Source organism: Methyloversatilis sp. XJ19-49 (assembly GCF_024580145.1).
Lineage (GTDB): Bacteria > Pseudomonadota > Gammaproteobacteria > Burkholderiales > Rhodocyclaceae > Methyloversatilis.
The window spans coordinates 25,730-48,224 of sequence record NZ_JANINI010000013.1 but is presented as its reverse complement, the minus strand read 5'-3'; the positions used below and the strand labels follow the sequence as shown (position 1 = coordinate 48,224).

Below are 22,495 nucleotides of genomic sequence, written 5' to 3'. Positions count from 1 at the left end.
TATGGCCTCAGTTCGCGATGCAGGGGATGAAGGCCATGCGGCGCACCCTCACGGCGCCGGACTCCGGGCAACTACCAGGGGCCGTGCCTTTGACGGAACCGTTCTTGATGCCGATGCACGAGGCGACGTTGCTCATGGTGTGCTCCACGGGACCTGCGCGGCATCACGGACGTCCGTGCAGGGTCGGTTTTCGGGCGACGTCGGCAGTCTAGGCGCTTGCAATCGCCTTGAAAACCCGCAAACCGGATGCGCAGCGTGTCGTAGGTCATGAGGACGATGCTTGCCGCTATCATCCAGCCTGTTTACATCTTCGCGCCGGCTGTGGTCCTCGAACGGGCTGCCCGCCGCCGCCTGCTGCATGGACTGCGTACTGCTGACCCACGCCGATTGTCTCGGTCACCAACCGGGCGAGCGTCACCCTGAAGCACCGGCGCGGCTGACGGCGGTGCTCGATGGCATCGCCGCAGCCGGCCTGCTGCGTACCTGGCAGCGCATCGATGCGCCCCGGGTCACCCGTGAGCAGCTCGAACGCGTGCATCACCCGGCCTATCTGGATGAGGTGGAGAACGTCGCGCCTGCGTCCGGCCTGCACAAACTCGATCCGGATACCGTCATGTCGCCCGGTTCGCTTGCGGCCGCGTCGCGCGCAGCCGGCGCCATGGTGCATGCGGTCGATCTCGTGATGAGTGGCCGCACGCGCAGCGTGTTCTGCGCCACGCGCCCGCCAGGTCATCACGCCCGCGCGGGCGATGCGATGGGTTTCTGCCTCTATGGCAACGTGGCGGTCGGCATGGCGCACGCGCTCGCCGCACACGGCATCGAGCGCGTCGCGGTGGCCGATTTCGACGTCCATCGCGGCAACGGCACCGAGAGCATGTTCCGGCGCGAGCCGCGCGTGCTGATGGCCGACAGCTTCCAGCATCCGTATTACCCGCAGGGCAATTTTCCGGAAAGAGCGGGTTATCTGCCCATGCGTCTGGCGGCAGGTGACGGCAGCGATGCTTTTCGCCGACACTGGACACAGACCGCGCTGCCCGCGCTGCGCGCCTTCAGGCCGCAGATCGTGTTCATTTCGGCAGGCTTCGACGCGCATCGGGACGATCCGCTGGCCAACATCCAGCTCGAAGCGGCCGATTACCGCTGGCTCACGCACGCGCTGCGCGACATCGCCGAAGCGTCGGGCAAGGGCCGCATCATTTCGACGCTGGAAGGCGGCTACGGTCTGGGCAATATCGGCGCGGCCGTGGCCGCACACCTGATGGCGCTTGGTGATTGCAGCCGCTGAGCCGCTACACTGGCCGTCGCAACGGAGATGGACTGACGGCATGAATATCGAATGGTGGCACTGGCTGGTAGCGGGTCTTGCGCTGATCCTGTTCGAACTTGCGGTGCCGGGCATGGTGCTGGTGTGGTTCGGCGTGGCCGCCGTGGCGATCGGCCTGCTGGTGGCCGCCGTGCCGGCGCTGTCGCTGACCCTGCTGCTCGGGTTGTGGACGGCGTTGTCCTGCGTGCTCGTGTTCGTCTGGTTCAGGGTGTTCCGCACCGATCAGCACAAGACGCACGCCGGAATGTCGGACGGCGAGCAGATCGGCGAGGTCGGTCTGCTGGTCGGCGAGGTGACGCCTTATGGTCGCGGCAAGGTGCGCTTCCAGAAGCCGCTGCTCGGCAGCGACGTGTGGGAGTGCATCGCCGACGACACCATCGCGGCCGGCGAACGGGTGAAGGTGCTGTCGGTGGAAGGATCGCTGCTCAAGGTGGGGCTGATCAACAAGGGAGTTTCGGCATGAGTTCGGGCATCGTCGTCGCCATCGCGATACTGGTTTTTGCTTTCGTCACGCTGGCCAAGGGCCTGCGTATCGTGCCGCAGGGCGAGGAGTGGGTCGTGCAGCGGCTCGGCAAGTACCAGAGCACGCTGCTGCCGGGCCTGAACATCATCATTCCCTACCTCGATGACGTGGCCTACAAGGTGATCACCAAGGACATCATTCTGGACGTGCAGGAACAGGAGGTGATCACGCGCGACAACGCGGTGATCCGCACCAATGCCGTCGCGTTCATCAAGGTGACCGACCCGGTCAAGGCGGTCTACGGCGTGACCGACTTTTCCGAAGCCATCCGCAATCTGATCATGACCACACTGCGCTCCATCGTCGGCGAAATGGATCTCGACCAGGCGCTGTCAAGCCGCGACAAGATCAAGATCCGGCTGCGCGAAAGCATCGCCGACGAGGCGATCGACTGGGGTCTGACCGTCAAGTCGGTTGAGATCCAGGACATCAATCCGTCGGATTCGATGCAGCGCGCGATGGAACAGCAGGCCAGTGCGGAGCGCGAACGCAAGGCCATGGTGACCCGCTCGGAAGGGCAGAAGCAGTCGATGATTCTGGAAGCCGAAGCGCGCCTCGAGTCGGCCAAGCGGGATGCCACGGCGCAGGTCACGCTGGCCGAGGCCAGTGCCGAATCGATCCGTCGCGTCACGGCATCGCTCGGCGAACAGCAACTGCCGATGATGTATCTGCTGGGCGAAAAGTACGTGGCTGCGCTGGGCAAGCTGGGCGAGTCGCCGAATGCGAAGATCGTCGTGCTGCCGGCCGATCTGCAGGACGCGGTGGCCGGCATCTTTGCGCGGGCACAGGGCAAATAGCCTTCGACGCGAGGGACACAGGGCGAACGGATCGGGCACATCGGGTCGCCCGGGCGTTCGAAACAACGTTTCTGAGCGCTGCCCTGGCAAGCAGCGTTTGACTGATCCGCATTGATCGACGGTTCAGCTTTCCGGAAGACTTCACCATGTCGGACATCGAACGCGAATCCATGGACTTCGACCTGCTGGTCGTCGGCGCCGGTCCGGCCGGACTGGCGGCGGCGATCCGCGCGAAACAGAAGGCTACCGCGGCCGGCCATGAGCTGTCGGTCTGCGTCATCGACAAGGCGGCCGAAGTCGGCGCGCACATCCTGTCCGGCGCCGTCATGGATCCGCGCGCGCTCACCGAACTGCTGCCGGACTGGCAGGCGCAGGGCGCACCGCTGGACACGCCAGTGACACAGGACAGGATGTACTTCCTGTCCGAAACCGGCGCGCGCGCGGTGCCCGGCGGGTTGCTGCCGCAGAGCTTCCACAACGATGGCAATTACATCGTGCGGCTGGGGCACGTCGTGAAGTGGCTGGGCGAACAGGCTGAAGCGCTGGGCGTCGACATCTTCCCCGGCTTTTCCGGCAGCGCACTGCAGTTCGATGACGAAAATCGGGTGGCCGGCGTCATCACCGGCGACATGGGCGTCGGGCGGGACGGTACGCCGGGCGGCGCCTACCAGCCCGGCATGGCGTTGCGCGCGAAGTACACGCTGTTCGCCGAAGGCTGCCGCGGCCATCTGGGCAAGCAGCTGGAGCAGCACTACCAGCTGCGCGACGGTGTCGATCCGCAGACCTACGGCCTGGGCATCAAGGAATTGTGGGAAGTGCCGGCGGCGCAGAGCCAGCCCGGACTGGTCGTCCACACCGCCGGCTGGCCGCTCGACAACGACACCTACGGCGGCGGATTCATCTACCACCTGAAAGGCAATCTGGTCGCCATCGGCTACGTGGTCGGACTGAATTACAGCAACCCGTGGCTGTCGCCGTACGAGGAATTCCAGCGCTACAAGACCCACCCGACGATCCGCAGTCACATCGAAGGTGGCACGCGGCTGGCCTACGGTGCGCGCGCCATCACGGCGGGCGGCCTGCAGAGCCTGCCGAAGCTCGTGTTCCCGGGCGGCGCGCTGATCGGCGATGACGCCGGATTCCTGAACGCGGCACGCATCAAGGGCAGTCATGCGGCGATCAAGAGCGGCATGCTGGCCGCCGATGCCGCGGTCGACGCGCTCGTGGCGGGTCGTGCGCAGGATGCGCTGGACACCTATCCGGCCGCATTCCGCATCAGCTGGCTGAGGGAAGAGCTGCACCAGACCCGCAACTTCAAGCCCTACATGAAGAAGGGACTGTGGCTGGGGTCCTTCCTGTTCGGCGCCGAGCAATTGCTGTTCAAGGGCAATGTGCCGTGGACGCTGCGCAACGAAGCCGACCACACCACGCTTGCGCCGGCCGCGACCCGCACGCCGATCGACTACCCGAAACCCGATGGCGTGCTGACCTTCGACCGCCTGTCGTCGGTCTTCCTGTCGAGCACCAACCACGAAGAGGACCAGCCCTGTCATCTGACTCTGAAGGACGCCGGCGTGGCCATCACCGTCAATCTGGCGGCCTACGAGTCACCCGAGCAGCGCTATTGCCCGGCCGGCGTGTATGAAATCGTGCGCGAAACCAGCGGGCCGCGGCTTCAGATCAACGCGCAGAACTGCGTCCACTGCAAGACGTGCGACATCAAGGATCCGACGCAGAACATCCACTGGGTGACGCCGCAGGGCGGCGAAGGACCGATCTACAACGGGATGTGAGTTTGCCGAGACCGTTGTTGGGCATCGCTGCGCTCACCCCAACCTACGTTTCTTCACGTGGTCGATTGGTATGTTGGGGTGAGCGCAGCGATGCCCAACAACCCGGACCTCCACAGCGTTGTAGACGCCGCGTCCGCACCCCGCACAGCGTCACCACGGTCCACGTGCAACACGCTGGAAGCGAACCCAGACAGTAGGTTGGGGTGAGCGCAGCGATGCCCAACAACCCAGGCCTCCACAGCGTTTCAAACGCCCTGATCACAACTCGCGCAGGCATCATCCGGGCTCTCGAGTCACGATCGTCAGGAGCTTGAATCATGAAGACACGCATCACCGACATGCTGGGCATCCGTTACCCCATCGTTCAGGGCGGCATGATGTGGGTGGGGACGGCGGAACTGTCGTCGGCGGTGTCGAATGCCGGCGGCCTCGGCATCCTGACCGCGCTGACCCAGCCGACACCCGAGGCGCTTGCGAGGGAGATCGAGCGCTGCCGTGGCATGACTGATGCGCCATTCGGCGTCAATCTGACGATCCTGCCGGCGATCAAGCCGCCGCCCTATGAAGCCTATCTCGACGTGATTCTCGATGCCGGCATCCGCATTCTCGAAACCGCCGGCAACAATCCGAAAGCTTTCATCGACAAGGCCAAGGCGCGTGGTGTGACGCTGATCCACAAATGCGTTGCGGTGCGCCACGCGCTGTCGGCGCAGCGTAACGGCGTGGACATCATCAGCATCGACGGTTTCGAGTGCGCCGGTCATCCGGGGGAAGACGACGTGCCTGGCCTGGTGCTGATTCCGCTCGCGGTGCAGGCGCTCGATGTACCGGTCATCGCCTCGGGCGGCATCGGTGACGGTCGCGGCATGGCCGCCGCGCTTGCGCTCGGCGCCGAAGGCGTCAATATGGGGACGCGCTTCTGCGCCACGCAAGAGGCGCCGATCCACGACAACATCAAGCAGGCGCTGGTGAATGCCAATGAACGCGACACCCGGCTCATCCTGCGCAGCCTGCACAACACTGCGCGGGTGTTCCGCAATGCCGTGTCGGAAGAGGTTGCAGCGGCGGAAAGCCGGCCCGGCGGCTGCCAGTTCGAAGACATCCGCCCGCTGGTCAGCGGCGCCCGCGGCGCCGCGGCGCTGGCCGATGGCGACGTCAACGGCGGCATCATCACGGCCGGGCAGGTGGTGGGGCTGATCCACGACATTCCGACCTGCGAGGTGCTGATCGCACGCATGGTGGCGGAGTGTCGGGAAAGCCTGCGCATTGCGGCCAAACGTGCCGCTGCTGACTGAACAGGGCGACGGACCCCGTCCGGGATCGCGTCGCGGCGGGTGCTGATCCGCGCTTGCGGACCGGCGGCAGCGCTTACTTCAGGATGGTTGCGAGCGAATCGGCCACGTAGTCGATGTTCTTCGAATTCAGCGCAGCCAGGCAGATGCGGCCGGTGCCGACGGCGTAGATGCCGAATTCGTCGCGCAGGCGATCGACCTGTGCAGCGCTCAGGCCGGTGTAGCTGAACATGCCGCGCTGACGCACGACGAAGGAGAAGTCGCGCGCCACGCCGCGCGCAGCGAGCTTGTCGACCAGGCCGGTGCGCATCGCGCGGATGCGGTCGCGCATTTCGCCCAGTTCCTGTTCCCACATGGCACGCAGTTCCGGCGTCGACAGCACGGCCGCGACAACCGCGCCGCCGTGCGTCGGCGGGTTGGAGTAGTTGGTGCGGATGGTCCGCTTCAACTGGCTCAGCACACGGCCGGCTTCGTCCTTGCTCGCGGTCACGATGGACAGCGCGCCGACGCGCTCGCCATACAGAGAGAACGACTTCGAGAACGAGCTGGAAATGACGAAACTCAGACCCGACTGCACGAACAGGCGCACCGCGACGGCATCCTTTTCGATGTCGTCGGCGAAGCCCTGATAAGCCATGTCGAGGAAGGGCACCAGGTTGCGCGACTTGCACACCTCGACCACTTCGCCCCACTGCGCATCGGTCAGATCAGCGCCGGTCGGGTTGTGGCAGCAGGCGTGCAGCAGCACGATGGCGTGGGCCGGCAGTGCCTTCAGGTGGGCGATCATCGCGTCGAACCGCACGCCGCGCGTTTCGGCGTCGAAATACGGATAGGTGTCGACCTCGAACCCGGCGGCTTCGAACAGCGCGCGATGGTTTTCCCAGCTCGGATCGCTGATGTACACGCTCGCCTGCGGCAGCAGTCGCTTGAGGAAGTCGGCGCCGATCTTCAGCGCACCTGTGCCACCCAGGGCCTGGGCGGTGACCACGCGTCCGTCGGCGGTCAGTGCGGCGCCCGCGCCGAACAGCAGGTCCTGCACCGCCTTGTTGTAGGCCGGCGAACCTTCGATCGGCTGATAGCCGCGCGGCGGCGCATTCTTCATGCGCGCTTCTTCGGCCGTACGCACTGCGCGCAGCAGCGGCAGCTTGCCTGCGTCGTCGTAATACACGCCGACGCCCAGATTGACCTTGGTCGTGCGGGCGTCGGTGTTGAAAGCTTCGGTCAGACCCAGGATGGGGTCGCGCGGTGCCATGTCGACGGACGAGAAGACAGACGGGTTCATGCGTGGTGCTCCGGAGTGCGTGAGGTGGATGCCTCGGACTGAGGCGGGTGCGTCATGTGCTTGAAAGATAGGTGTAGAACGGCGTGCTGTCTGCAGGCATTCGAACTCGTGTGATGCTTCTGCAGTCCTTGTCAGTACGTCTTGTGCAACGCAAAATTCTAACATGTCAGAAATCGCCGTCGCACCCGCGCTGTTAACGTTTGACAACAGCCCCTACAGGCTGCATCAGCCCTTTCCGCCCGCCGGCGATCAGCCGACGGCCATCGTCAAGCTGGTCGAGGGCATCGAAGACGGCCTGATGTTCCAGACGCTGCTCGGCGTGACCGGCTCGGGCAAGACCTACACGATGGCCAACGTCATCGCGCAACTCGGCCGGCCGGCGCTGGTCATGGCGCCGAACAAGACGCTGGCGGCCCAGCTGTATTCGGAATTCCGCGAGTTCTTCCCGGAAAACGCAGTCGAGTACTTCGTCAGTTACTACGACTACTACCAGCCGGAAGCCTACGTGCCGTCGAAAGACCTGTTCATCGAAAAGGACAGTGCGATCAACGAGCACATCGAGCAGATGCGGCTGTCGGCGACCAAGAGCCTGCTGGAGCGGCGCGACGTGGTGATCGTGGCGACCGTGTCTGCGATCTACGGCATCGGCGACCCGGTCGATTACCACGCGATGATCCTGCACCTGCGCGAGGGCGGCACGCTGCACCAGCGCGACATCATCGCCCGCCTGGTGCAGATGCAGTACCAGCGCAACGACATGGATTTCCGGCGCGGTGTGTTCCGGGTGCGCGGCGACGTGATCGACATCTTTCCGGCCGAACAGGCGGAGAACGCACTGCGCGTGTCACTGTTCGACGACCAGATCGAGGAACTGTCGCTTTTCGATCCGCTGACCGGTCAGGTGAAGCAGAAGATCGGCCGCTTCACGGTCTATCCGTCGAGCCACTACGTGACGCCGCGCGCCACCGTGCTGCGTGCGATCGACGCGATCAAGATCGAACTGGAGCTGCGATCGAAGGAATTCGTCAGCCAGGGCAAGCTGGTCGAGGCGCAGCGGATCGAGCAGCGCACCCGCTTCGACCTCGAAATGCTCAACGAACTGGGTTTCTGCAAAGGCATCGAGAACTACTCGCGTCACATGTCGGGCCGCCAGCCGGGCGATGCGCCGCCGACGCTGATCGACTACCTGCCGCCGGACGCGCTGATGTTCATCGACGAGTCGCACGTGACCATTCCGCAGATCGGCGGCATGTTCAAGGGCGACCTGGCGCGCAAGACCAATCTGGTCGATTTCGGCTTCCGCCTGCCGTCTGCGCTCGACAACCGGCCGCTGAAGTTCGACGAATTCGAGAAGCTGATGCCGCAGACCGTGTTCGTGTCGGCCACGCCGTCGGCGTACGAGGCGGCGAACCAGGGACAGGTGGTGGAACAGCTGGTGCGGCCGACCGGGCTGATCGACCCGACGATAGAAATCCGCCCGGCCACCACCCAGGTCGATGACCTGCTGGGTGAAATCCGCAAGCGGGTGGCGGTGCAGGAGCGCATTCTGGTCACCGTGCTGACCAAGCGGCTGGCCGAAGACCTGACCGACTACTTCGCCGAGAACGGCATACGCGTGCGCTATCTGCATTCGGACATCGACACGGTGGAGCGGGTGGAAATCATCCGCGACCTGCGGCTGGGCGAATTCGACGTGCTGGTCGGCATCAACCTGCTGCGCGAGGGACTGGATATTCCCGAGGTATCGCTGGTAGCGATTCTTGATGCCGACAAGGAAGGCTTCCTGCGCTCGGAGCGCAGCCTGATCCAGACCATAGGCCGGGCGGCGCGCCATCTGCACGGCACCGCCATCCTGTACGCCGACCAGATGACCGAGTCGATGAAGCGCGCCATCGGCGAAACCGAGCGCCGCCGCACCCGGCAGATCGCACACAACCTCGCGCAGGGCATCACGCCGCGCTCGGTGGTCAAGCGCATCAAGGACATCATCGACGGCGTGTACGATCAGGACGAAGTCGCGCGCGAACTGAAGGTGGCCGAAGAGCACGCCCGCTTCGAGTCTATGAGCGAGAAGGATCTGTCGCGCGAGATCAAGAAGCTGGAGAAGGAAATGATCGAACACGCGAAGAATCTCGAATTCGAGAAGGCTGCCGCGGCGCGCGACCGGCTGTTCAAGTTGCGCAGCGGTGCCTTCGGCGCCTGATGCGGATGCATCCGCCCGTCGTCGGCGCGGGTAACGGGATCGTTCGATCGACCGCCTTCGCCGCATGAAGAGACGCCACTTTCTTGGCCTGCTGGCCGGCCTGCCGCTGCTCGCCGGCTGTTCCGCCACCGGTCTGCTGAATCTGCTGGCGCCGTCGACGCACCGGCGCGAAGCCGGCATCGCCTACGGCCCGCACCCGCGCATGAAGCTGGATGTCTATCGTCCGCTCGAGACTTCGGGCCCGGCGCCGGTCGTCGTGTTCTTCTACGGCGGCAGCTGGAACGCTGGTCGGCGCGAAGACTACCTGTTCGTCGGCGCCGCGCTGGCCGAGCGCGGCATCGTCACGGTGATTCCCGATTACCGGCTGTACCCGGAAGTGGTGTATCCGGCCTTTCTCGACGACTGTGCCGCAGCCGTTGCCTGGGCGATGGACAACGCGGCGGCGCAGGGCGCCGATCCCGGTCGGCTGCATGTGGCCGGACACAGCGCCGGCGCCTACAACGCCGCCATGCTGGCGCTGGACGCGCGCTGGCTGGGCAAGCTCGGTCGCGGGACCGACCGGCTGGCGGGACTGGTCGGTCTGGCAGGGCCTTACGATTTCCTGCCCATCGTCAATCCGGACGTCAAACCCGTATTCAACCGCCCGGGTGTCGAAGATCCGGCGCCCGCCGACTCGCAACCGCTCCGGCACGTGTCGGCCGCGGCGCCGCGCAGCCTGCTGATCGCCGCGCGGGAAGACGAACTCGTCAATCCGCAACGCAACACCGGCGGGCTGGCGCAGGCCTTGCGCGATTCGGGCGTCTCGGTCGATGAGCGCTACTACGACGGGGTGAATCACCTGACCCTGGTGGGCGCCTTCGGCCGCCCGCTGCGCGGACTGGCGCCGGTCATCGACGACGTGGCAGCCTTCGTCGGGACGGTGGTGGCGCAGCCGCGTCCCTGAGGGTTGCTCAGAGACTCAGCGGGAGCGCAAGACACAGGCGAGTGCCCCCGTTACGGGCCGGCAAGGGCCGCAGGCTCCCGCCGTGCAGATCGGCCACGCGCTGGGCGATTGCCAGGCCGAGCCCGCCGATGCCGCCGCTTTTTCGTTGCAGCGGCGGGTCACGCAGGGACTGTCCGCGTTCGAGTCGTTCGATCAGATCTTCAGGCAGTCCGGGGCCGGCATCTTCGACGACGATCTGTGCCAGCACACCGTTGCGACTCAGGCTGACGTGCACCGGTCCGGCGCCGGGTGCGTGACGCATGGCATTGTCGATCAGGTTGGTCAAGGCGCGCTCGATAAGTTGCAGGTCGCCCTCAAGTTCAAGCCTTCCGGGTGGCGGTCCCTGAAGCATGACGGGCGGCCGGGCGCTGTCTGTCAGATCGAATTTCTGCACGGCGTCTGTCACCAGCTCGTCGAGCCGGAACCGCTCCCGGTTGAGCGACTGACCGCTCGACTGCAACGCGCACAGTTCGAACAGCTGCTGCGAAAGCCGGCGCACCTTGTCGCTTTGCGCCAGCGCAGTCGACAGGATGCGATCGAACGTTGCCGGCGGCGACGAGCGGTGTCCGGCAAGTGCCTCGAGCTGACCGTGAAGCGCTGTCAGCGGCGAACGCAGATCATGCGCCACGCCCGCCATCATTTCCCGGTGAGCGTCGCTTTGCTGTTGCTCCCGCGCGCCCTGCGCTCTCAGCCTTTCGGTCATGTCCTCGAAAGCGCGTTCTATCGCCTGCACTTCGTCACCTTGCTGCATCGCGACGACATCGCCGATGACCGCAGTACCGGCGTCCTCCTTGCCGAAGCGGCGCATGCGGTGCGCAATGCGATGCAGCGGCCGGGTCAGCCGATGAAATGCGATGACCCCGCTCGCCACCGCGAGCAGCAGCCCCAGCGTGGCCGCGACCGCTGCGCCCTGCCAGACGCGCAGCAGGCTCGATTGCCCGGCAACGAGTGTGCGCGCCTGCCCGTCGAGCACGATGTAGAGGTAACCGGGCGGCTTCACGTCGCCGGGTCGCGGCGCAAACATCGCAACGCTGAAAATGCGGGACACGCCGACGTCCATCGGATCAGTGCCGAACAGCGGCAAGGGTGCGCCGTCGAGAAACCGCTGAACCGGAGCCAGATCGACCTGCGGCTGCCGCACCATGCCGGGCTCGCCGATGTAGTGGGCGACGCGTCCGTCGGCGTCCAGCACATAGACCTGAACACCTGGATTGACGACCATCAGCATCGACAGCAGTGTCTCGCGGGCCGACCGGTCGGCAGCGTCCGCATCAGCCCGTGCAATGTCCGGCCAGTGTTCGATGATGTGACGGGCCAGCCCGTGCGACAGGCGTTGCAGCGACTCTTTTTCGTGTTGTGCCGCAACATGCCGTCCGAGCAGGCCGACAAATGCGCCATAGGCGAGCAGCAGCACCGCCATGGTCACGATGAGACGCGTCGCGAAGGAGGGCGAACGGATCACGGCACGGTGTCCTCGAATCGGTAACCGACGCCCCAGACCGTCACGATGCGCTGCGGATTTCTCGGGTCGTCCTCGATCTTGTTGCGCAGACGGTTGATGTGCGAATTGACGGTGTGTTCGTAGCCATCGAAGCCGGCTCCCCAGACGCGCTGCAACAGACTGCCGCGACTGAAAGCCTGCCCGGGATGCCGTGCCAGAAAGTGCAGCAGATCGAATTCGCGCAGGGTGAGCGGAATCGGCACGTCATCGCGCGCCAGTTCGCGTCGCTGCGTGTCGAGTCGAAACGCTCCGAAGCGCACGTCAACGGCGACCGCCGGAGCACTGCGTAGCTGTTCGACGCGGCGCAGCAGCGCGCGTACGCGTGCCACCAGTTCGAGCATGGAGAATGGCTTGGCAAGGTAGTCGTCGGCACCGAGTTCGAGCCCGAGCACGCGGTGAGCCTCCGCCGAACGGGCGCTCAGCATGATGACCGGAATATCGGCGTGCCGTGCCTTGAGGTGGCGACAGACGTCCCAGCCGTCCGCGCCCGGCAACATCAGGTCGAGCAGCACGAGATCCCAGCGTTTGCGATCGATGGCGGCGATGGCCTGCAGCCCGTCCGATTCGCGGTGCAGGCGGTACCCTGCGCCTTCCAGATGGAGACGCAGGGTACCCGCGATGGCATTGTCGTCCTCGACCAGCAACACATGCTCGTTCATCGGTTTGGCGCCCTGCAGGCTAAAAAATCGAGACTAGCAGGTCTGCCGCCGACTGACTTCACGCCGGCGTGAAGCTTGCCGGCAGCGTTCAGCCAAGCCGCCGGCGCGCAACGCTGCCGATCAGGAGCAGGCCGGCCAGCATCATGGCGTAGGTTTCCGGCTCCGGTACCGGCGCAACAGCGAACGAAATGCGATAAATGCTGGTGTCGGCCGCGAGTGTGCTGTCGAGCGTATAGCCGGTCGCAGTCGTGAGGCCGTTGTAGGCAGCGAGCTCGGCAAAATTGAACGCAACCACCGAATTCTGCGGCGCACGCAGGTCGTTGTTGCCGACAAACGCCGAAGCGGCGGGGTCGAATACCTCGGAGCCGGCATCCCAGATCTGACGGGCCGTCTGGTTGATCGAATTGATGACCAGATTGCCTGCTGCGTCGAACAGCTGGTAGCGCATCGGCGAATCGTTGCCGATGAAGAAATCGTTGCTTGGCACGACCATGGCCGCGAACGTGAAGAACCGGTTCAGCGAGCTGTCAACAGTGAAGGTGGCGCTGCTCGTGCCGCCTGGCTGCAACAAGCCGCCCAGCGTGCCGCGGGTTGCTGTCGGGTCGGCTGCGGCGAAGGCCGCCTGCCATGCGCCACCCGCACCGCCCTCGGCGACCGAAATGATGGACTCGGTCGCGACGCTGCCCAGATTGAAGGCGTCGAAGCTGCCGTTGTTGAATCCGAAGTGCAGTGGGGCGAAGCTGATGCCGTTGGCGGGTACCAGGCTTTCAACGGTGACCGTGACGTCAACGAGGGCTGCCTGGGCCGACGAAGCGAGACCGACCAGCACCATGGCTGCCGTGAGACGGGAGATGCGAAGTGAAGAGGGGAACATGTGGATACTCCGGGATATGAAGGATGAGCCGGACCATGAGCTGCTGACCGGTGTGCGGATGCTAGGCAGCCCGAATCACCGAGTCCTCACACAAACTTCACCGCGACGGGATGTGTGCGTTTCTGCTGCGGTGACGGCGTTCACCTCCTGGCTGACACTGCTTCAGGAACCGATGACTCGGAAAACGATCCCTTGCCTGACCATGCGCGCCACTCTCATCCGTCTGCTGCTGCTTCTCGCCGTGCTCACCCAGTCGCCTGCATCGGCGCTGGAAAGCGGCGCGGTCGTCAGCGCGCGCGCCACCGTCACGATGGTGTCGGCGCAGGACGCTGCGCGTGCCGGCGATACGGTCGATCTCGCCCTGCATCTGCGCCTGGCCGAAGGCTGGCACATCTACTGGATGAATCCGGGCGACGCCGGGCAGCCGCCGCGCATCGAGCTGTATGCACCGGCCGGCAGCAGCGTGAGCGATCTGCGCTGGCCGGCGCCGAAGCGCCATGTCGACGGGCCGGTGACCACCTTCATTCACGAAGGTGACGTGCTGCTGCCCTTCAGCGTGACACTTCCGGCCGGCCTTGACGGCCCGCAGACGCTGACGGCGAAAGCCGGCTGGCTTGTGTGCAAGGACATCTGCATTCCGGAAGAGGGGGTGTTCAGGCTGACGCTGCCGGCGGGTGTGGCGACCCGCAGCGCCGAGGCGCTGCTGTTCGATGCCGCACGCGACGCGCTACCCGGGATGGCTGACTGGCAGGCTGCGGTCAGCGCGGATGGCGTGCTGACGCTGAGCGGCCCCGGCGCAGACGCCATCGTCGAGGCTGACTTGCTGCCGGCAGACTGGGGCCTGGTCGAACATGGCGCGGCGCAGACGCTGACGGTTGCAGACGGCAGCGCGGCGCTCGCATTGCAGCCGGGCGCAGCGTTCGATCCGGCGCGCGCGCTGTCCGGCGTGCTCCATGTGCGCGACCGCGACGGCATCACCCGCGCGCTCTGGGTGGCGACGCCCGGAGCGGCTACCCAACGTGCGCCCGTCGTGCTGCTTGCGGGCGGCGACGCGCCATTGCCGGCGCCGGCCGGGTTGGCGCCCGCCGCAGCGCCGGTGGCAGATGGCTTCGGCTTCGCCTGGGCCGTGCTGTTCGCGCTGGCCGGTGGTCTGCTGCTCAACCTGATGCCCTGCGTGTTCCCGGTGCTGGCGATCAAGGCGCTATCGTTCGCCCGTCTGGGCGGTCATGCGCAGCGCACGGTGCGTGCGCAGTCGCTTGCCTACTGTGCCGGTGTCGTGACCACTTTCCTGCTGCTGGCCGGCGTGCTGCTCGCACTTCGCTCGGCAGGGTTGCAGGCAGGTTGGGGCTTCCAGTTCCAGTCACCGGTGTTCGTGACCGCCATGGCGGCGCTGCTGTTCGTCATCGGGCTGAATCTGTCCGGCGTGTTCGGCTTCGGCAGCGGATTCGCGTCCGCCGGGGATACGCTGGCATCGCGACCGGGCCTGTCCGGCAGCTTCTTCACCGGCACCCTCGCGGTCGTCGTCGCCACGCCTTGCACCGCGCCCTTCATGGGCGGGGCGCTGGCGTTCGCGCTTGCAGCGCCGGCGGCACAGACCGTTGCGGTGTTCGTCGCTATGGGTGTCGGGTTGGCATTGCCTTATGCGCTGTTCGCCTTCGTGCCGGGTCTGGCGCGCCGCATGCCCCGACCCGGTCCATGGATGGATCGCCTGAAGCAGGCGCTGGCCTTTCCGATGTATGCAGCGGCCGCCTGGCTGGTATGGGTGCTGAGCCAGCAATCCGGCGCGGACGGTGTGCTGATGGCACTGGTCGTGCTGTTGTTGCTGGCACTGGCGGGATGGTTGCTGGGGGTTGCGCAGAGCGGGGCTTCAAGCGCTGGCGCGTGGCGTACCGGCGCGCTGTTGGTGGCACTGCTTGCGGCCGTCGGCATCGCGCGCGCGCCGGAGCCTGCCGGTACCGGACCATCGGCAGGCATTGCAGCGGCCGCATCGGAACCTTACGCGCCCGCGCGCCTGAGCGAGTTGCGCGCAACCGGCAGGCCGGTATTCATCAACATGACGGCGGCCTGGTGCGTCACCTGCCTGGTGAACGAAAAGGTGGCGCTGTCGACGACTGGCGTACGGCAGGCCTTCGCGACGCGCGGCATCACGTACATGAAGGGTGACTGGACGCGCAGCGATCCGCTCATCACCGATTTTCTGCGTCAGCACGGCCGCGACGGCGTGCCGCTCTATGTTTATTTCCCGCCTGATGGCGCATCGCCGGCGGTGCTTCCGCAGATCCTGACCGAGCAGATCGTGCTCGACCGGATCGGTTCCTGATCCTTTCAAGGAGGAATGACCATGCTCTTCAGTCCCCGAACGTCCCGCCTGCTGATGTCGGCTGCGCTTGCACTGCTGCCGGCGGCTGCGCTCGCCGCGCCGAAGGTCGGCGAACCTGCGCCTGCCTTTACGGGTGTGGATGCCCACGGCAAGACCGTCACGCTGTCCGGACTGGCCGGCAAGACCGTGGTGCTGGAATGGATGAACGACGGCTGCCCGTATGTCGTCAAATGGTACAGGAGCGGCGAAATGCAGAAGCTGCAGCGCGACGCGACCACGAAGGGTGCCGTGTGGCTGACCGTGGCAAGCTCGGCGCCGGGCGAGCAGGGGCATGTCGATGGCGAAACGGCGCTGAGGCAGACGGCGGACAGAAATGCGTCACCGACGCATTTCGTGCTCGATCCGAAAGGCACCATCGGCCGCGCCTATGGTGCGCAGGTCACGCCGCACATGTATGTGATCGCGCCGGACGGCAAACTGGCCTACATGGGCGGCATCGACAGCATCGCCTCGACCGATCCTGCCGACATTCCGAAGGCCGAGCCACTGGCGCGGCTGGCCATCAATGAGGTGCTGGACGGAAAGCCGGTCACCAAACCGGTGACACGCGCCTATGGCTGCTCGGTGAAGTACGCGAACTGACAGGGCGCGTGCGCAAGCGCGCTGTTGCCCTGGTCGTGCCGTTTGACAGAAAAGCAGCCGCTGCCGGGGCACCGTCGTGCCCCGGGATGACGAGTCATCAGGCGCTGACGATTTCCGGGCCGGCGTGCAGCCGGTTCTGTGCCTTGACCAAACGCTCCATCGTGCGCAGGTCGCGCCGGTCGAGCTTCATCGCGCCACGCACCCATTCGCGCACCACGTCCTCCAGCTCCTGGTAGGTCAGGCGGATGAAGGCGTGCATCTTGGCGCGCTGGAAGGCACGGAAACCCTTGAGCTGCGAGCTCATGGAGCGCATCACGTTGCGCGCCACCTGCTCTCCGGTGCCGGGCTCGGCCAGATGATCGACCAGGCCAAGCGCGTGCATCTCTTCGGCGCTCATGATGCGGGCGTTGAGGATGAGATCCTCGGCAATCCGCGGCCCGGCCTTGCGAGCCACGAGGCTGTAGGCGCCCATGCCCGGGAACAGGTTGAACATCATTTCCGGAAAGCCCAGCTTGCTGCCGCGCTCGGCGATCACCACATGGCAGGACAGCGCCGCCTCGAAACCGCCGCCGAGCGCATCCCCCTGAATGACCGCCATCGACACCGCATCGGCGTGCAGACCGGACACATTGTTGTTGATGGCGCGAATGCAGGCCTGGGCGTAACGCATCAGCGCCTGCTGGTCACCGGCTTCGACCAGCCGGCGGAACAGGTCGAGGTCACCCCCAAGGTTATAGACCCCGGGAACGGATGAGCAATTCAGGAAGAAATCCACCGTACCGGGGGCCAGTTCCACTTCCTGCTGCTGGGCAACGACGTCAGCCAGCAGTTCAGGCGTGAAGCAGGGACGCCCAACCGGATGCGCGTACATCCACAGCGCACGGGTGTCCGCTTCATAGCGCGAAGTCACGAGGGGAGTCGAAAGCAGACGCGGTCCGCGCGGGGCAGCACCGAACTGCACGACATTGTCGACGTGTATGCGCGGCTTCTCATGCAGCTGCAGTGGAGCGTCCGCCCTGGCGATGCAGACGGGCAGAGAATGAGCGACTGTTGAGTCAACGGTGTTCGGAATCGAAGCTTCAAACGGCGCGCACGACATACGCTCCGTATTGCACGGGGTCAACAGATCCATTTCAGCCTCCGTCGGAATAGCCGACAAAAAAGCATGCTGAAAAACGTCGCCAATCAGGCGAACTGGAGAGGCATTTATTTGCCTTTTATTCCTGCTGTCTGGTGCACGATTCCAGACAGAGTCTGACCCTGTAAGTGCATGTTACGACAACACGAGAATTTTTTGCTTGAAATTTTGATTGCACCCGACGGGGATCAATCTGCTGCTCGGCTATAGTCGGACGCAACAGGAGGAATCGATGACAGCAGCCGCATCCGGCACCGAACAGCGCGAACACAAACTGACCCTGCAGGAGCTTGTCGAAGCCATGGTGGCCGATGGCCTGCTGGGCGATGCGGTGGCGCGTACCTTCATGCACGACCGCCGCTACTGGCGAGGCGGCGAGCATCCGCTCGTCGTGCTGGCGCAGCAGAAATGGCGCTCGCTGCATCCGCCGCACCGCCCGCTCAACCTGGATGTGCTGACTGAATGGATGGCCGGCTGGAGTGGTCACGAGTACTACCACATCGACCCGCTGAAGGTTGATTTCGCAGCTGTGACCGAGGTGGTGTCGAGCGCCTATGCCAATCGTTTCCGCATTTTGCCGGTCCAGGCTTCGGCGCGCGAAGTGGTGATCGCGACCGCAGAGCCCTTCATGAGCGAGTGGGAAAAGGAACTGGCGCCCATCCTGCGCCGGCCGATCCGGCGCGTCATCGCCAACCCGGACGATATCGCCCGCTACGTGGTCGAGTTCTACAGTCTGGCCAAGTCGGTCAAGGGTGCAGCCAAGCGGGGTGACGTCAGCGGTGTCGGCGCATCGAATTTCGAACAGCTGGTCGAACTGGGCCGCAGCAACCGGCCGCTCGATGCCAATGATCAGCACATCGTCACCATCGTCGACTGGCTGTGGCAATACGCTTTCGAGCAGCGCGCCAGCGACATCCACATCGAACCGCGGCGCGACTTCGGCGTCGTGCGCTTCCGCATCGATGGCGTGCTGCATCAGGTCTATCAGATTCCGATGCCGGTACTGGGCGCGATGACCTCGCGCATCAAGATACTGGGCCGCATGGACGTGGTCGAGAAACGCCGGCCGCAGGATGGGCGGATCAAGACGCGCGCACCGGACGGCCAGGAAATCGAACTGCGCCTGTCCACGCTGCCGACCGCCTTCGGCGAAAAGCTGGTGATGCGGGTGTTCGACCCGGAGGTGCTGGTGCGCGACTTTCGCGATCTGGGTTTTTCCGATGAGGACGCGCGGCGCTGGAAGAACATGACGACGCAGCCGAACGGCATCGTGCTGGTGACCGGCCCGACCGGCTCGGGCAAGACCACGACGCTGTACTCGACGCTGAAGAACCTCGCAACACCCGAGGTCAATGTGTGCACGCTCGAAGACCCGATCGAAATGATCGAACCATCGTTCAATCAGGTTCAGGTGTCGGCCGACATCGGCGTCACCTTTTCGGCCGGCATCCGGTCGCTGATGCGGCAGGACCCGGACATCATCATGGTGGGCGAGATACGCGACCTGGAAACCGCCGAAATGGCGATCCAGGCAGCGCTGACCGGTCACCTCGTGCTGTCGACACTGCACACCAACGATGCGCCGTCGGCGATTACCCGTCTGATGGATCTGGGCGTACCCAGTTATCTGCTGAACGCCACGGTGCTCGGCGTGATGGCGCAGCGGCTGGTCCGCACACTGTGTCCGCATTGCCGCAAGCCGGCCACGCCGCAGGAAACCGACCCACAGGCCTGGAACGAACTGGTGTCGCCGTGGAAGGCGAGCCGTCCGGATCGTTTCATGCAGTCGGTCGGCTGCCTGGAATGCCGCATGACCGGCTACGCAGGCCGCATCGGCATCTACGAAATACTGCTGATGTCGCCGGAAATCAAGAATCTGATTTCGGCCAGTGCCGACATTGCGGCGCTGCGCGAACAGGCTTATCGCGAAGGCATGTATCCGCTGCGCGTGTCCGGCGCGCTGAAGATCGCCCAGGGCGTGACCACACTGGGCGAAGTCATGAAGGTGGCGCCGCCAGCCTGAAGCCGGCTGCGCGCGGCGGTGCTCAGTACCCCTCGCCTGGTGGCCAGCCGACCCCGACGAAGGGCGGCTTGCGGCCGACCAGTCCTTCGAGCAGGGTCAGCTCCGCGTCCGTGTGGTTGATCAGCTTGGCGGCCGACATCATGTCGCCGCCCGGCTTGTCGCGCAGCCACATCGGCTTGTCGTGATGGCGGGTCTGGATGGTTTCGGTCTGCCCCGGATCACCGTTGCGCGCGATGACGGCTTCGCCGTAGCACAGACAGAAGTAGGTCTGGTCCTCGGCCGTTTCGATGTAGCAGCCAGTGCCCCGGATACCGATGGTGGCCGCCGGGGTCGCGACTCGCCGCTGGCCGCTGTCGAACACCGACAGCAGGCGCCCGGTGATGACGCGCATCAGGTCGGCGGCAACGCCGCTGCCGAAGGCGACATGCGAGTTGCCACGCTGCATGAATGCGTCGCGGCCTATCACGTAGATCGCTTCCGACCCTGCGCCGGTGCGTACCGTGTCGCCCGGATGTACCGGCATGCCGAATTTCGCCGGCACGCCGTTGATCGTCACGTTGCCACGGAAACCGCGCAGCCCGGGGCGGTCGTCGCGGGCCAGCGCCTCGCGTACCAGCGTGTCCAGTGCCAGCGGGGCGGCACTGCCGGCCACCAGCAAGCGCGTGAGCATGCGTCGTCTGTCCATCCGGCTGTCTCCCTGTTGTGTTGAGCGAATTATGGCCTGTGCGGTTCGCTGCCGGATGCATTCAACCTGAAAACCTCAGTTGATCGGCGCGTGGTGGAGTACGAGGGGCAGGGTTGGCAGGGTGTCCGACAGGGCATGAAGACGCGCCAGGATGGCTTCCTGCAAGGACGCGCAACGCCGCCAGCCGGCGCCCTGCCGGCCGTGCACGCGACGTCGAAGCGGTCTCATCTCGTGGGTGAGTAAGCAAAAAGCAGCGATCTTCATGATGCGCGAGGCTCGAAGCAACATGGCAAGTGTTCAACTGCGGTTTTCAGGTTCAATCGTCGCCGGCGAGCACTGCGTCACCCAGACCGACACGACCGCTGCGCAGTACCCGTGCAGTGATGCCGCCATGTCCGCGCATTGCGTTGTAGCCGCCACGGCCCAGATTGCTTTCCATGCGCGAGCAGGGGTCGCAGGTGCCGGTGTATTCAAGCAGCGCTTCGCCCAGCTGGAAGCGGCGGCCCTTCAGCGCCAGAAGATTGATGCCGCTGACCACGATGTTGCGCCGCACCTGTTCCGGGCTGACGACGTCCGTACCGAGCAGGCCGGCTACCGTCTGCAGGTGCTCGGCCTGTATCAGCGTGACCTGGCGCTTGCCGCCCGGGCTGGCGTAGTGGTCGCCTTCCAGCCCGAGTGCCTCGATGGCCTGTACCGATTCGACCGGTTGCAGCGGCTTCAGTCGCGCCGGCCTTACCCCGATCCAGGTCACGCAGCCTGGTTGGGCGAAGGTGGATTTCAATGTTTCCAGGGTGTTCATGTGTGCTCGCGATATCGGTCATCCAGGCGGATGCTACTTCACGCGAACAGCCCGTGCAGATACCAGCGGTGCGGCGGCAGGTGTTCGCGGTAGATCCACAACCGGGCGTGATCGGTGCCCAGCGCGACGAAATAGTCGCGCAGCGCGTCGCCCGGACTCGCTTCACCATCGGTGTCCCACCAGCCGGACTCGATGCGTTCGGGGCCGCTGACCAGTTGAAGCGGTCCGGTGCGCCAGGGCTGGTTGCGGATGGTCTGCAGCAACCGGGGTTCGGGCAGCAGCCAGAGCGGGCGTCTGCCGCCTTGCGCAGCGGCGGAGGTGCCCGGACCGGGCTCGACCTGCTGCTGCGATCGTTCCGGCCGGTGGTCGGCGCAGGCGGACAGTGCGTACACCCGGTCAGGTCCAAGCCGGGCGCGCAGGTGTTCGATCAGAAGCCTGCCGGCTTCCTGCCGCCGGGCGGGCGAGGGGGCCAGTGGGCCGAACAGGTCTTCGCTGCGCCCGGCCAGTTCGATCCAGTGCGCAGCCTTCAGACGCAGCGCACCGACGGCTTCGGGCAAGGCGAGCCGTGCCAGATGTTCGCGCGTCAGCAGCGCCATGCGACGGGCGTCGCGCGACGGCGTGCCCAGTGTCAGCGTCAGTACGGTCGGCGGATGATGTTCGTGTTCCAGTTCGAGCCGGCAGCTTTCGATGCCGGCATGCACGGCGGCCAGCTGCGTGCAGCAGGCGTTGAACAGCCGGTTGGCCGCGAACAGCAGCACGTCAATGTCGTGTCGCGGTATCGGTAGTTCGAGCCGGCTGTCGATCTGCGGTGGTGTCTCGAAATACGGCCGCGGATCAGGTCGCTGGCCAAGCGCCTGGTCGAGCAGGCGGCGCAGTCCGGCAGCATCGCGTCGTGCCAGGGCATCGCGCGGCAGTTTCATCACCTCACCCACGGTACGCAGGCCGCTGTCGGCAAGCAGGGCGAGCAGTGACGCATCGGCTTCCATCGCACGCAGCGGCAAGGCGGCCAGGGCTTCGGCCAGGGCGTGATCATCGTCTGCGACGCACTGACCGGGCGTGGCGCGCGCCAGCCAGCGTGCCGCGCGCGGGGTGGGGGCGCAGGCGCTCAGCGCCCGGAAACCGGCCGCAGCCAGATCGCTGCGCAGATGGCGCAGCAGGGCGTCGAGCCCGCCGAACAGCCGCGTGCTGCCGGCAATGTCGAGCAGCAGGCCGTCATCTTCCAGCACGACCCGCGGTGTGTAGCGCAGCGTACAGCCCGCAGCTTCACGCAGTGCAGAGCGCTCGGCCTCGGAGGATTTCGGTCGTACGAGCAGATCCGGGGCTATTGCCAGTGCGTCGGCCACGCCCTGTCCGGGGCGCACGCCCTGTGCCAGTGCCGTCGCGTCCAGCGCGCACACGCGCTGCCGGTGCGCCACAGCCAGCGGACGGGTGTGCGAAGGGTTGCGGAACAGGGCCTGCATGGGCCAGTCGGGAAAGACGAGTGCCAGCCAGCGCATGATCCTGAAAACCTCATTTGACCGCTCACCATGTTTTTGAATTGAAAGTCTTTGCCAGCGACACTGTCGTCGTATTCCGGAGCGTCACCCTCCGGCTGCGAACGCTTCGATGCCGCGTGCACGGCTGGCGGGGCGCCCCGCGAATCATGCTCACGACGCCGA

The 22,495-nt window shown here is 65.4% G+C and carries 19 protein-coding genes; 10 read left to right on the top strand and 9 right to left on the bottom strand.

The features are described from left to right. Positions 1-7 precede the first annotated feature (7 nt). Positions 8-136, bottom strand: coding sequence for a hypothetical protein (locus tag NMQ16_RS15290; protein WP_257081722.1), 129 nt, complete (start codon positions 134-136; stop codon positions 8-10). A gap of 222 nt (positions 137-358) precedes the next feature. On the opposite strand from NMQ16_RS15290, the gene NMQ16_RS15285 reads away from it, so the two are divergent. The 5 genes from NMQ16_RS15285 to NMQ16_RS15265 all read left to right on the top strand — a co-directional run bounded on the left by NMQ16_RS15285 (position 359) and on the right by NMQ16_RS15265 (position 5,732). After that, positions 359-1,285, top strand: coding sequence for a histone deacetylase family protein (locus NMQ16_RS15285; RefSeq protein WP_257081809.1), 927 nt, complete (start codon positions 359-361; stop codon positions 1,283-1,285). 40 nt (positions 1,286-1,325) lie between these two features. Further along, complete coding sequence (locus NMQ16_RS15280) at positions 1,326-1,787, top strand: NfeD family protein (protein WP_257081721.1); 462 nt, start codon at positions 1,326-1,328, stop codon at positions 1,785-1,787. Continuing rightward, a complete protein-coding gene (locus NMQ16_RS15275) occupies positions 1,784-2,644 on the top strand; it encodes an SPFH domain-containing protein (protein WP_257081720.1) in 861 nt (286 codons plus the stop codon). Before NMQ16_RS15280 ends, NMQ16_RS15275 begins: the two co-directional genes overlap by 4 nt. A 146-nt stretch (positions 2,645-2,790) precedes the next feature. After that, positions 2,791-4,437: an electron transfer flavoprotein-ubiquinone oxidoreductase gene (locus NMQ16_RS15270; protein ID WP_257081719.1), complete on the top strand. Its 1,647-nt coding sequence runs from the start codon at positions 2,791-2,793 to the stop codon at positions 4,435-4,437. Positions 4,438-4,754: 317 nt separating this feature from the next. Continuing rightward, a complete protein-coding gene (locus NMQ16_RS15265; RefSeq protein ID WP_257081718.1) occupies positions 4,755-5,732 on the top strand; it encodes a nitronate monooxygenase family protein in 978 nt (325 codons plus the stop codon). 73 nt (positions 5,733-5,805) lie between these two features. On the opposite strand, the gene NMQ16_RS15260 is transcribed toward NMQ16_RS15265, so the two are convergent. Further along, the gene (locus NMQ16_RS15260; RefSeq protein WP_257081717.1) at positions 5,806-7,011 is read right to left on the bottom strand and encodes an amino acid aminotransferase; all 1,206 of its coding nucleotides are present in this window, start codon (positions 7,009-7,011) and stop codon (positions 5,806-5,808) included. Positions 7,012-7,174: 163 nt separating this feature from the next. Here NMQ16_RS15260 and uvrB point away from each other — a divergent pair, with 163 nt between their 5' ends. Further along, positions 7,175-9,214: an excinuclease ABC subunit UvrB gene (gene uvrB, locus NMQ16_RS15255; RefSeq protein ID WP_257081716.1), complete on the top strand. Its 2,040-nt coding sequence runs from the start codon at positions 7,175-7,177 to the stop codon at positions 9,212-9,214. Positions 9,215-9,278: 64 nt separating this feature from the next. Beyond that, positions 9,279-10,157 (top strand): alpha/beta hydrolase, encoded by an 879-nt coding sequence (locus NMQ16_RS15250; protein ID WP_257081715.1) that lies wholly within the window; start codon positions 9,279-9,281, stop codon positions 10,155-10,157. Positions 10,158-10,164: 7 nt separating this feature from the next. Here NMQ16_RS15250 and NMQ16_RS15245 read toward each other — a convergent pair whose 3' ends face one another. From NMQ16_RS15245 to NMQ16_RS15235, 3 genes are all read right to left on the bottom strand, one after another. After that, positions 10,165-11,658: a HAMP domain-containing sensor histidine kinase gene (locus NMQ16_RS15245; protein WP_257081714.1), complete on the bottom strand. Its 1,494-nt coding sequence runs from the start codon at positions 11,656-11,658 to the stop codon at positions 10,165-10,167. Then, positions 11,655-12,356, bottom strand: a complete 702-nt coding sequence (locus tag NMQ16_RS15240; protein WP_257081713.1) for a response regulator transcription factor — start codon at positions 12,354-12,356, stop codon at positions 11,655-11,657. Before NMQ16_RS15240 ends, NMQ16_RS15245 begins: the two co-directional genes overlap by 4 nt. A gap of 88 nt (positions 12,357-12,444) precedes the next feature. Next, entirely contained in the window at positions 12,445-13,230 is a 786-nt protein-coding gene (locus NMQ16_RS15235) for a spondin domain-containing protein (RefSeq protein WP_257081712.1), read from the bottom strand. 202 nt (positions 13,231-13,432) lie between these two features. Between NMQ16_RS15235 and NMQ16_RS15230 the strand changes: the two genes are divergently transcribed. Next, complete coding sequence (locus NMQ16_RS15230; protein WP_257081711.1) at positions 13,433-15,550, top strand: protein-disulfide reductase DsbD; 2,118 nt, start codon at positions 13,433-13,435, stop codon at positions 15,548-15,550. A 21-nt stretch (positions 15,551-15,571) separates the two neighbouring features. Next, positions 15,572-16,192 carry a redoxin domain-containing protein gene (locus tag NMQ16_RS15225; RefSeq protein WP_257081709.1) on the top strand — a complete coding sequence of 207 codons (621 nt, stop codon included), beginning with the start codon at positions 15,572-15,574 and terminating at the stop codon, positions 16,190-16,192. A gap of 97 nt (positions 16,193-16,289) precedes the next feature. On the opposite strand, the gene NMQ16_RS15220 is transcribed toward NMQ16_RS15225, so the two are convergent. Beyond that, positions 16,290-17,102: a crotonase/enoyl-CoA hydratase family protein gene (locus NMQ16_RS15220; protein ID WP_257081708.1), complete on the bottom strand. Its 813-nt coding sequence runs from the start codon at positions 17,100-17,102 to the stop codon at positions 16,290-16,292. A 460-nt stretch (positions 17,103-17,562) separates the two neighbouring features. Between NMQ16_RS15220 and NMQ16_RS15215 the strand changes: the two genes are divergently transcribed. Beyond that, entirely contained in the window at positions 17,563-19,353 is a 1,791-nt protein-coding gene (locus NMQ16_RS15215) for a GspE/PulE family protein (protein WP_257081707.1), read from the top strand. 22 nt (positions 19,354-19,375) lie between these two features. Here NMQ16_RS15215 and NMQ16_RS15210 read toward each other — a convergent pair whose 3' ends face one another. The 3 genes from NMQ16_RS15210 to NMQ16_RS15200 form a co-directional block, all read right to left on the bottom strand. Then, positions 19,376-20,038: a FecR family protein gene (locus tag NMQ16_RS15210; RefSeq protein WP_257081706.1), complete on the bottom strand. Its 663-nt coding sequence runs from the start codon at positions 20,036-20,038 to the stop codon at positions 19,376-19,378. Between the two features lie 316 nt (positions 20,039-20,354). After that, entirely contained in the window at positions 20,355-20,837 is a 483-nt protein-coding gene (locus NMQ16_RS15205) for an MOSC domain-containing protein (protein WP_257081705.1), read from the bottom strand. A 38-nt stretch (positions 20,838-20,875) separates the two neighbouring features. Next, complete coding sequence (locus tag NMQ16_RS15200; protein WP_257081704.1) at positions 20,876-22,333, bottom strand: DNA polymerase Y family protein; 1,458 nt, start codon at positions 22,331-22,333, stop codon at positions 20,876-20,878. Positions 22,334-22,495 lie beyond the last annotated feature (162 nt).

Coding starts and splice junctions, on each gene's coding strand:
- NMQ16_RS15225 (WP_257081709.1), top strand. CDS start 15,572: ATGCTCTTCAGTCCCCGAACGTCCCGCCTGCTGATGTCGGCTGCGCTT.
- NMQ16_RS15265 (WP_257081718.1), top strand. CDS start 4,755: ATGAAGACACGCATCACCGACATGCTGGGCATCCGTTACCCCATCGTT.
- NMQ16_RS15275 (WP_257081720.1), top strand. CDS start 1,784: ATGAGTTCGGGCATCGTCGTCGCCATCGCGATACTGGTTTTTGCTTTC.
- NMQ16_RS15215 (WP_257081707.1), top strand. CDS start 17,563: ATGACAGCAGCCGCATCCGGCACCGAACAGCGCGAACACAAACTGACC.
- NMQ16_RS15235 (WP_257081712.1), bottom strand. CDS start 13,230: ATGTTCCCCTCTTCACTTCGCATCTCCCGTCTCACGGCAGCCATGGTG.
- NMQ16_RS15210 (WP_257081706.1), bottom strand. CDS start 20,038: ATGGACAGACGACGCATGCTCACGCGCTTGCTGGTGGCCGGCAGTGCC.
- NMQ16_RS15240 (WP_257081713.1), bottom strand. CDS start 12,356: ATGAACGAGCATGTGTTGCTGGTCGAGGACGACAATGCCATCGCGGGT.
- NMQ16_RS15260 (WP_257081717.1), bottom strand. CDS start 7,011: ATGAACCCGTCTGTCTTCTCGTCCGTCGACATGGCACCGCGCGACCCC.
- NMQ16_RS15270 (WP_257081719.1), top strand. CDS start 2,791: ATGTCGGACATCGAACGCGAATCCATGGACTTCGACCTGCTGGTCGTC.
- NMQ16_RS15250 (WP_257081715.1), top strand. CDS start 9,279: ATGAAGAGACGCCACTTTCTTGGCCTGCTGGCCGGCCTGCCGCTGCTC.
- NMQ16_RS15230 (WP_257081711.1), top strand. CDS start 13,433: ATGCGCGCCACTCTCATCCGTCTGCTGCTGCTTCTCGCCGTGCTCACC.
- NMQ16_RS15280 (WP_257081721.1), top strand. CDS start 1,326: ATGAATATCGAATGGTGGCACTGGCTGGTAGCGGGTCTTGCGCTGATC.
- NMQ16_RS15205 (WP_257081705.1), bottom strand. CDS start 20,837: ATGAACACCCTGGAAACATTGAAATCCACCTTCGCCCAACCAGGCTGC.
- NMQ16_RS15285 (WP_257081809.1), top strand. CDS start 359: ATGGACTGCGTACTGCTGACCCACGCCGATTGTCTCGGTCACCAACCG.
- NMQ16_RS15290 (WP_257081722.1), bottom strand. CDS start 136: ATGAGCAACGTCGCCTCGTGCATCGGCATCAAGAACGGTTCCGTCAAA.
- NMQ16_RS15200 (WP_257081704.1), bottom strand. CDS start 22,333: ATGCGCTGGCTGGCACTCGTCTTTCCCGACTGGCCCATGCAGGCCCTG.
- uvrB (WP_257081716.1), top strand. CDS start 7,175: ATGTCAGAAATCGCCGTCGCACCCGCGCTGTTAACGTTTGACAACAGC.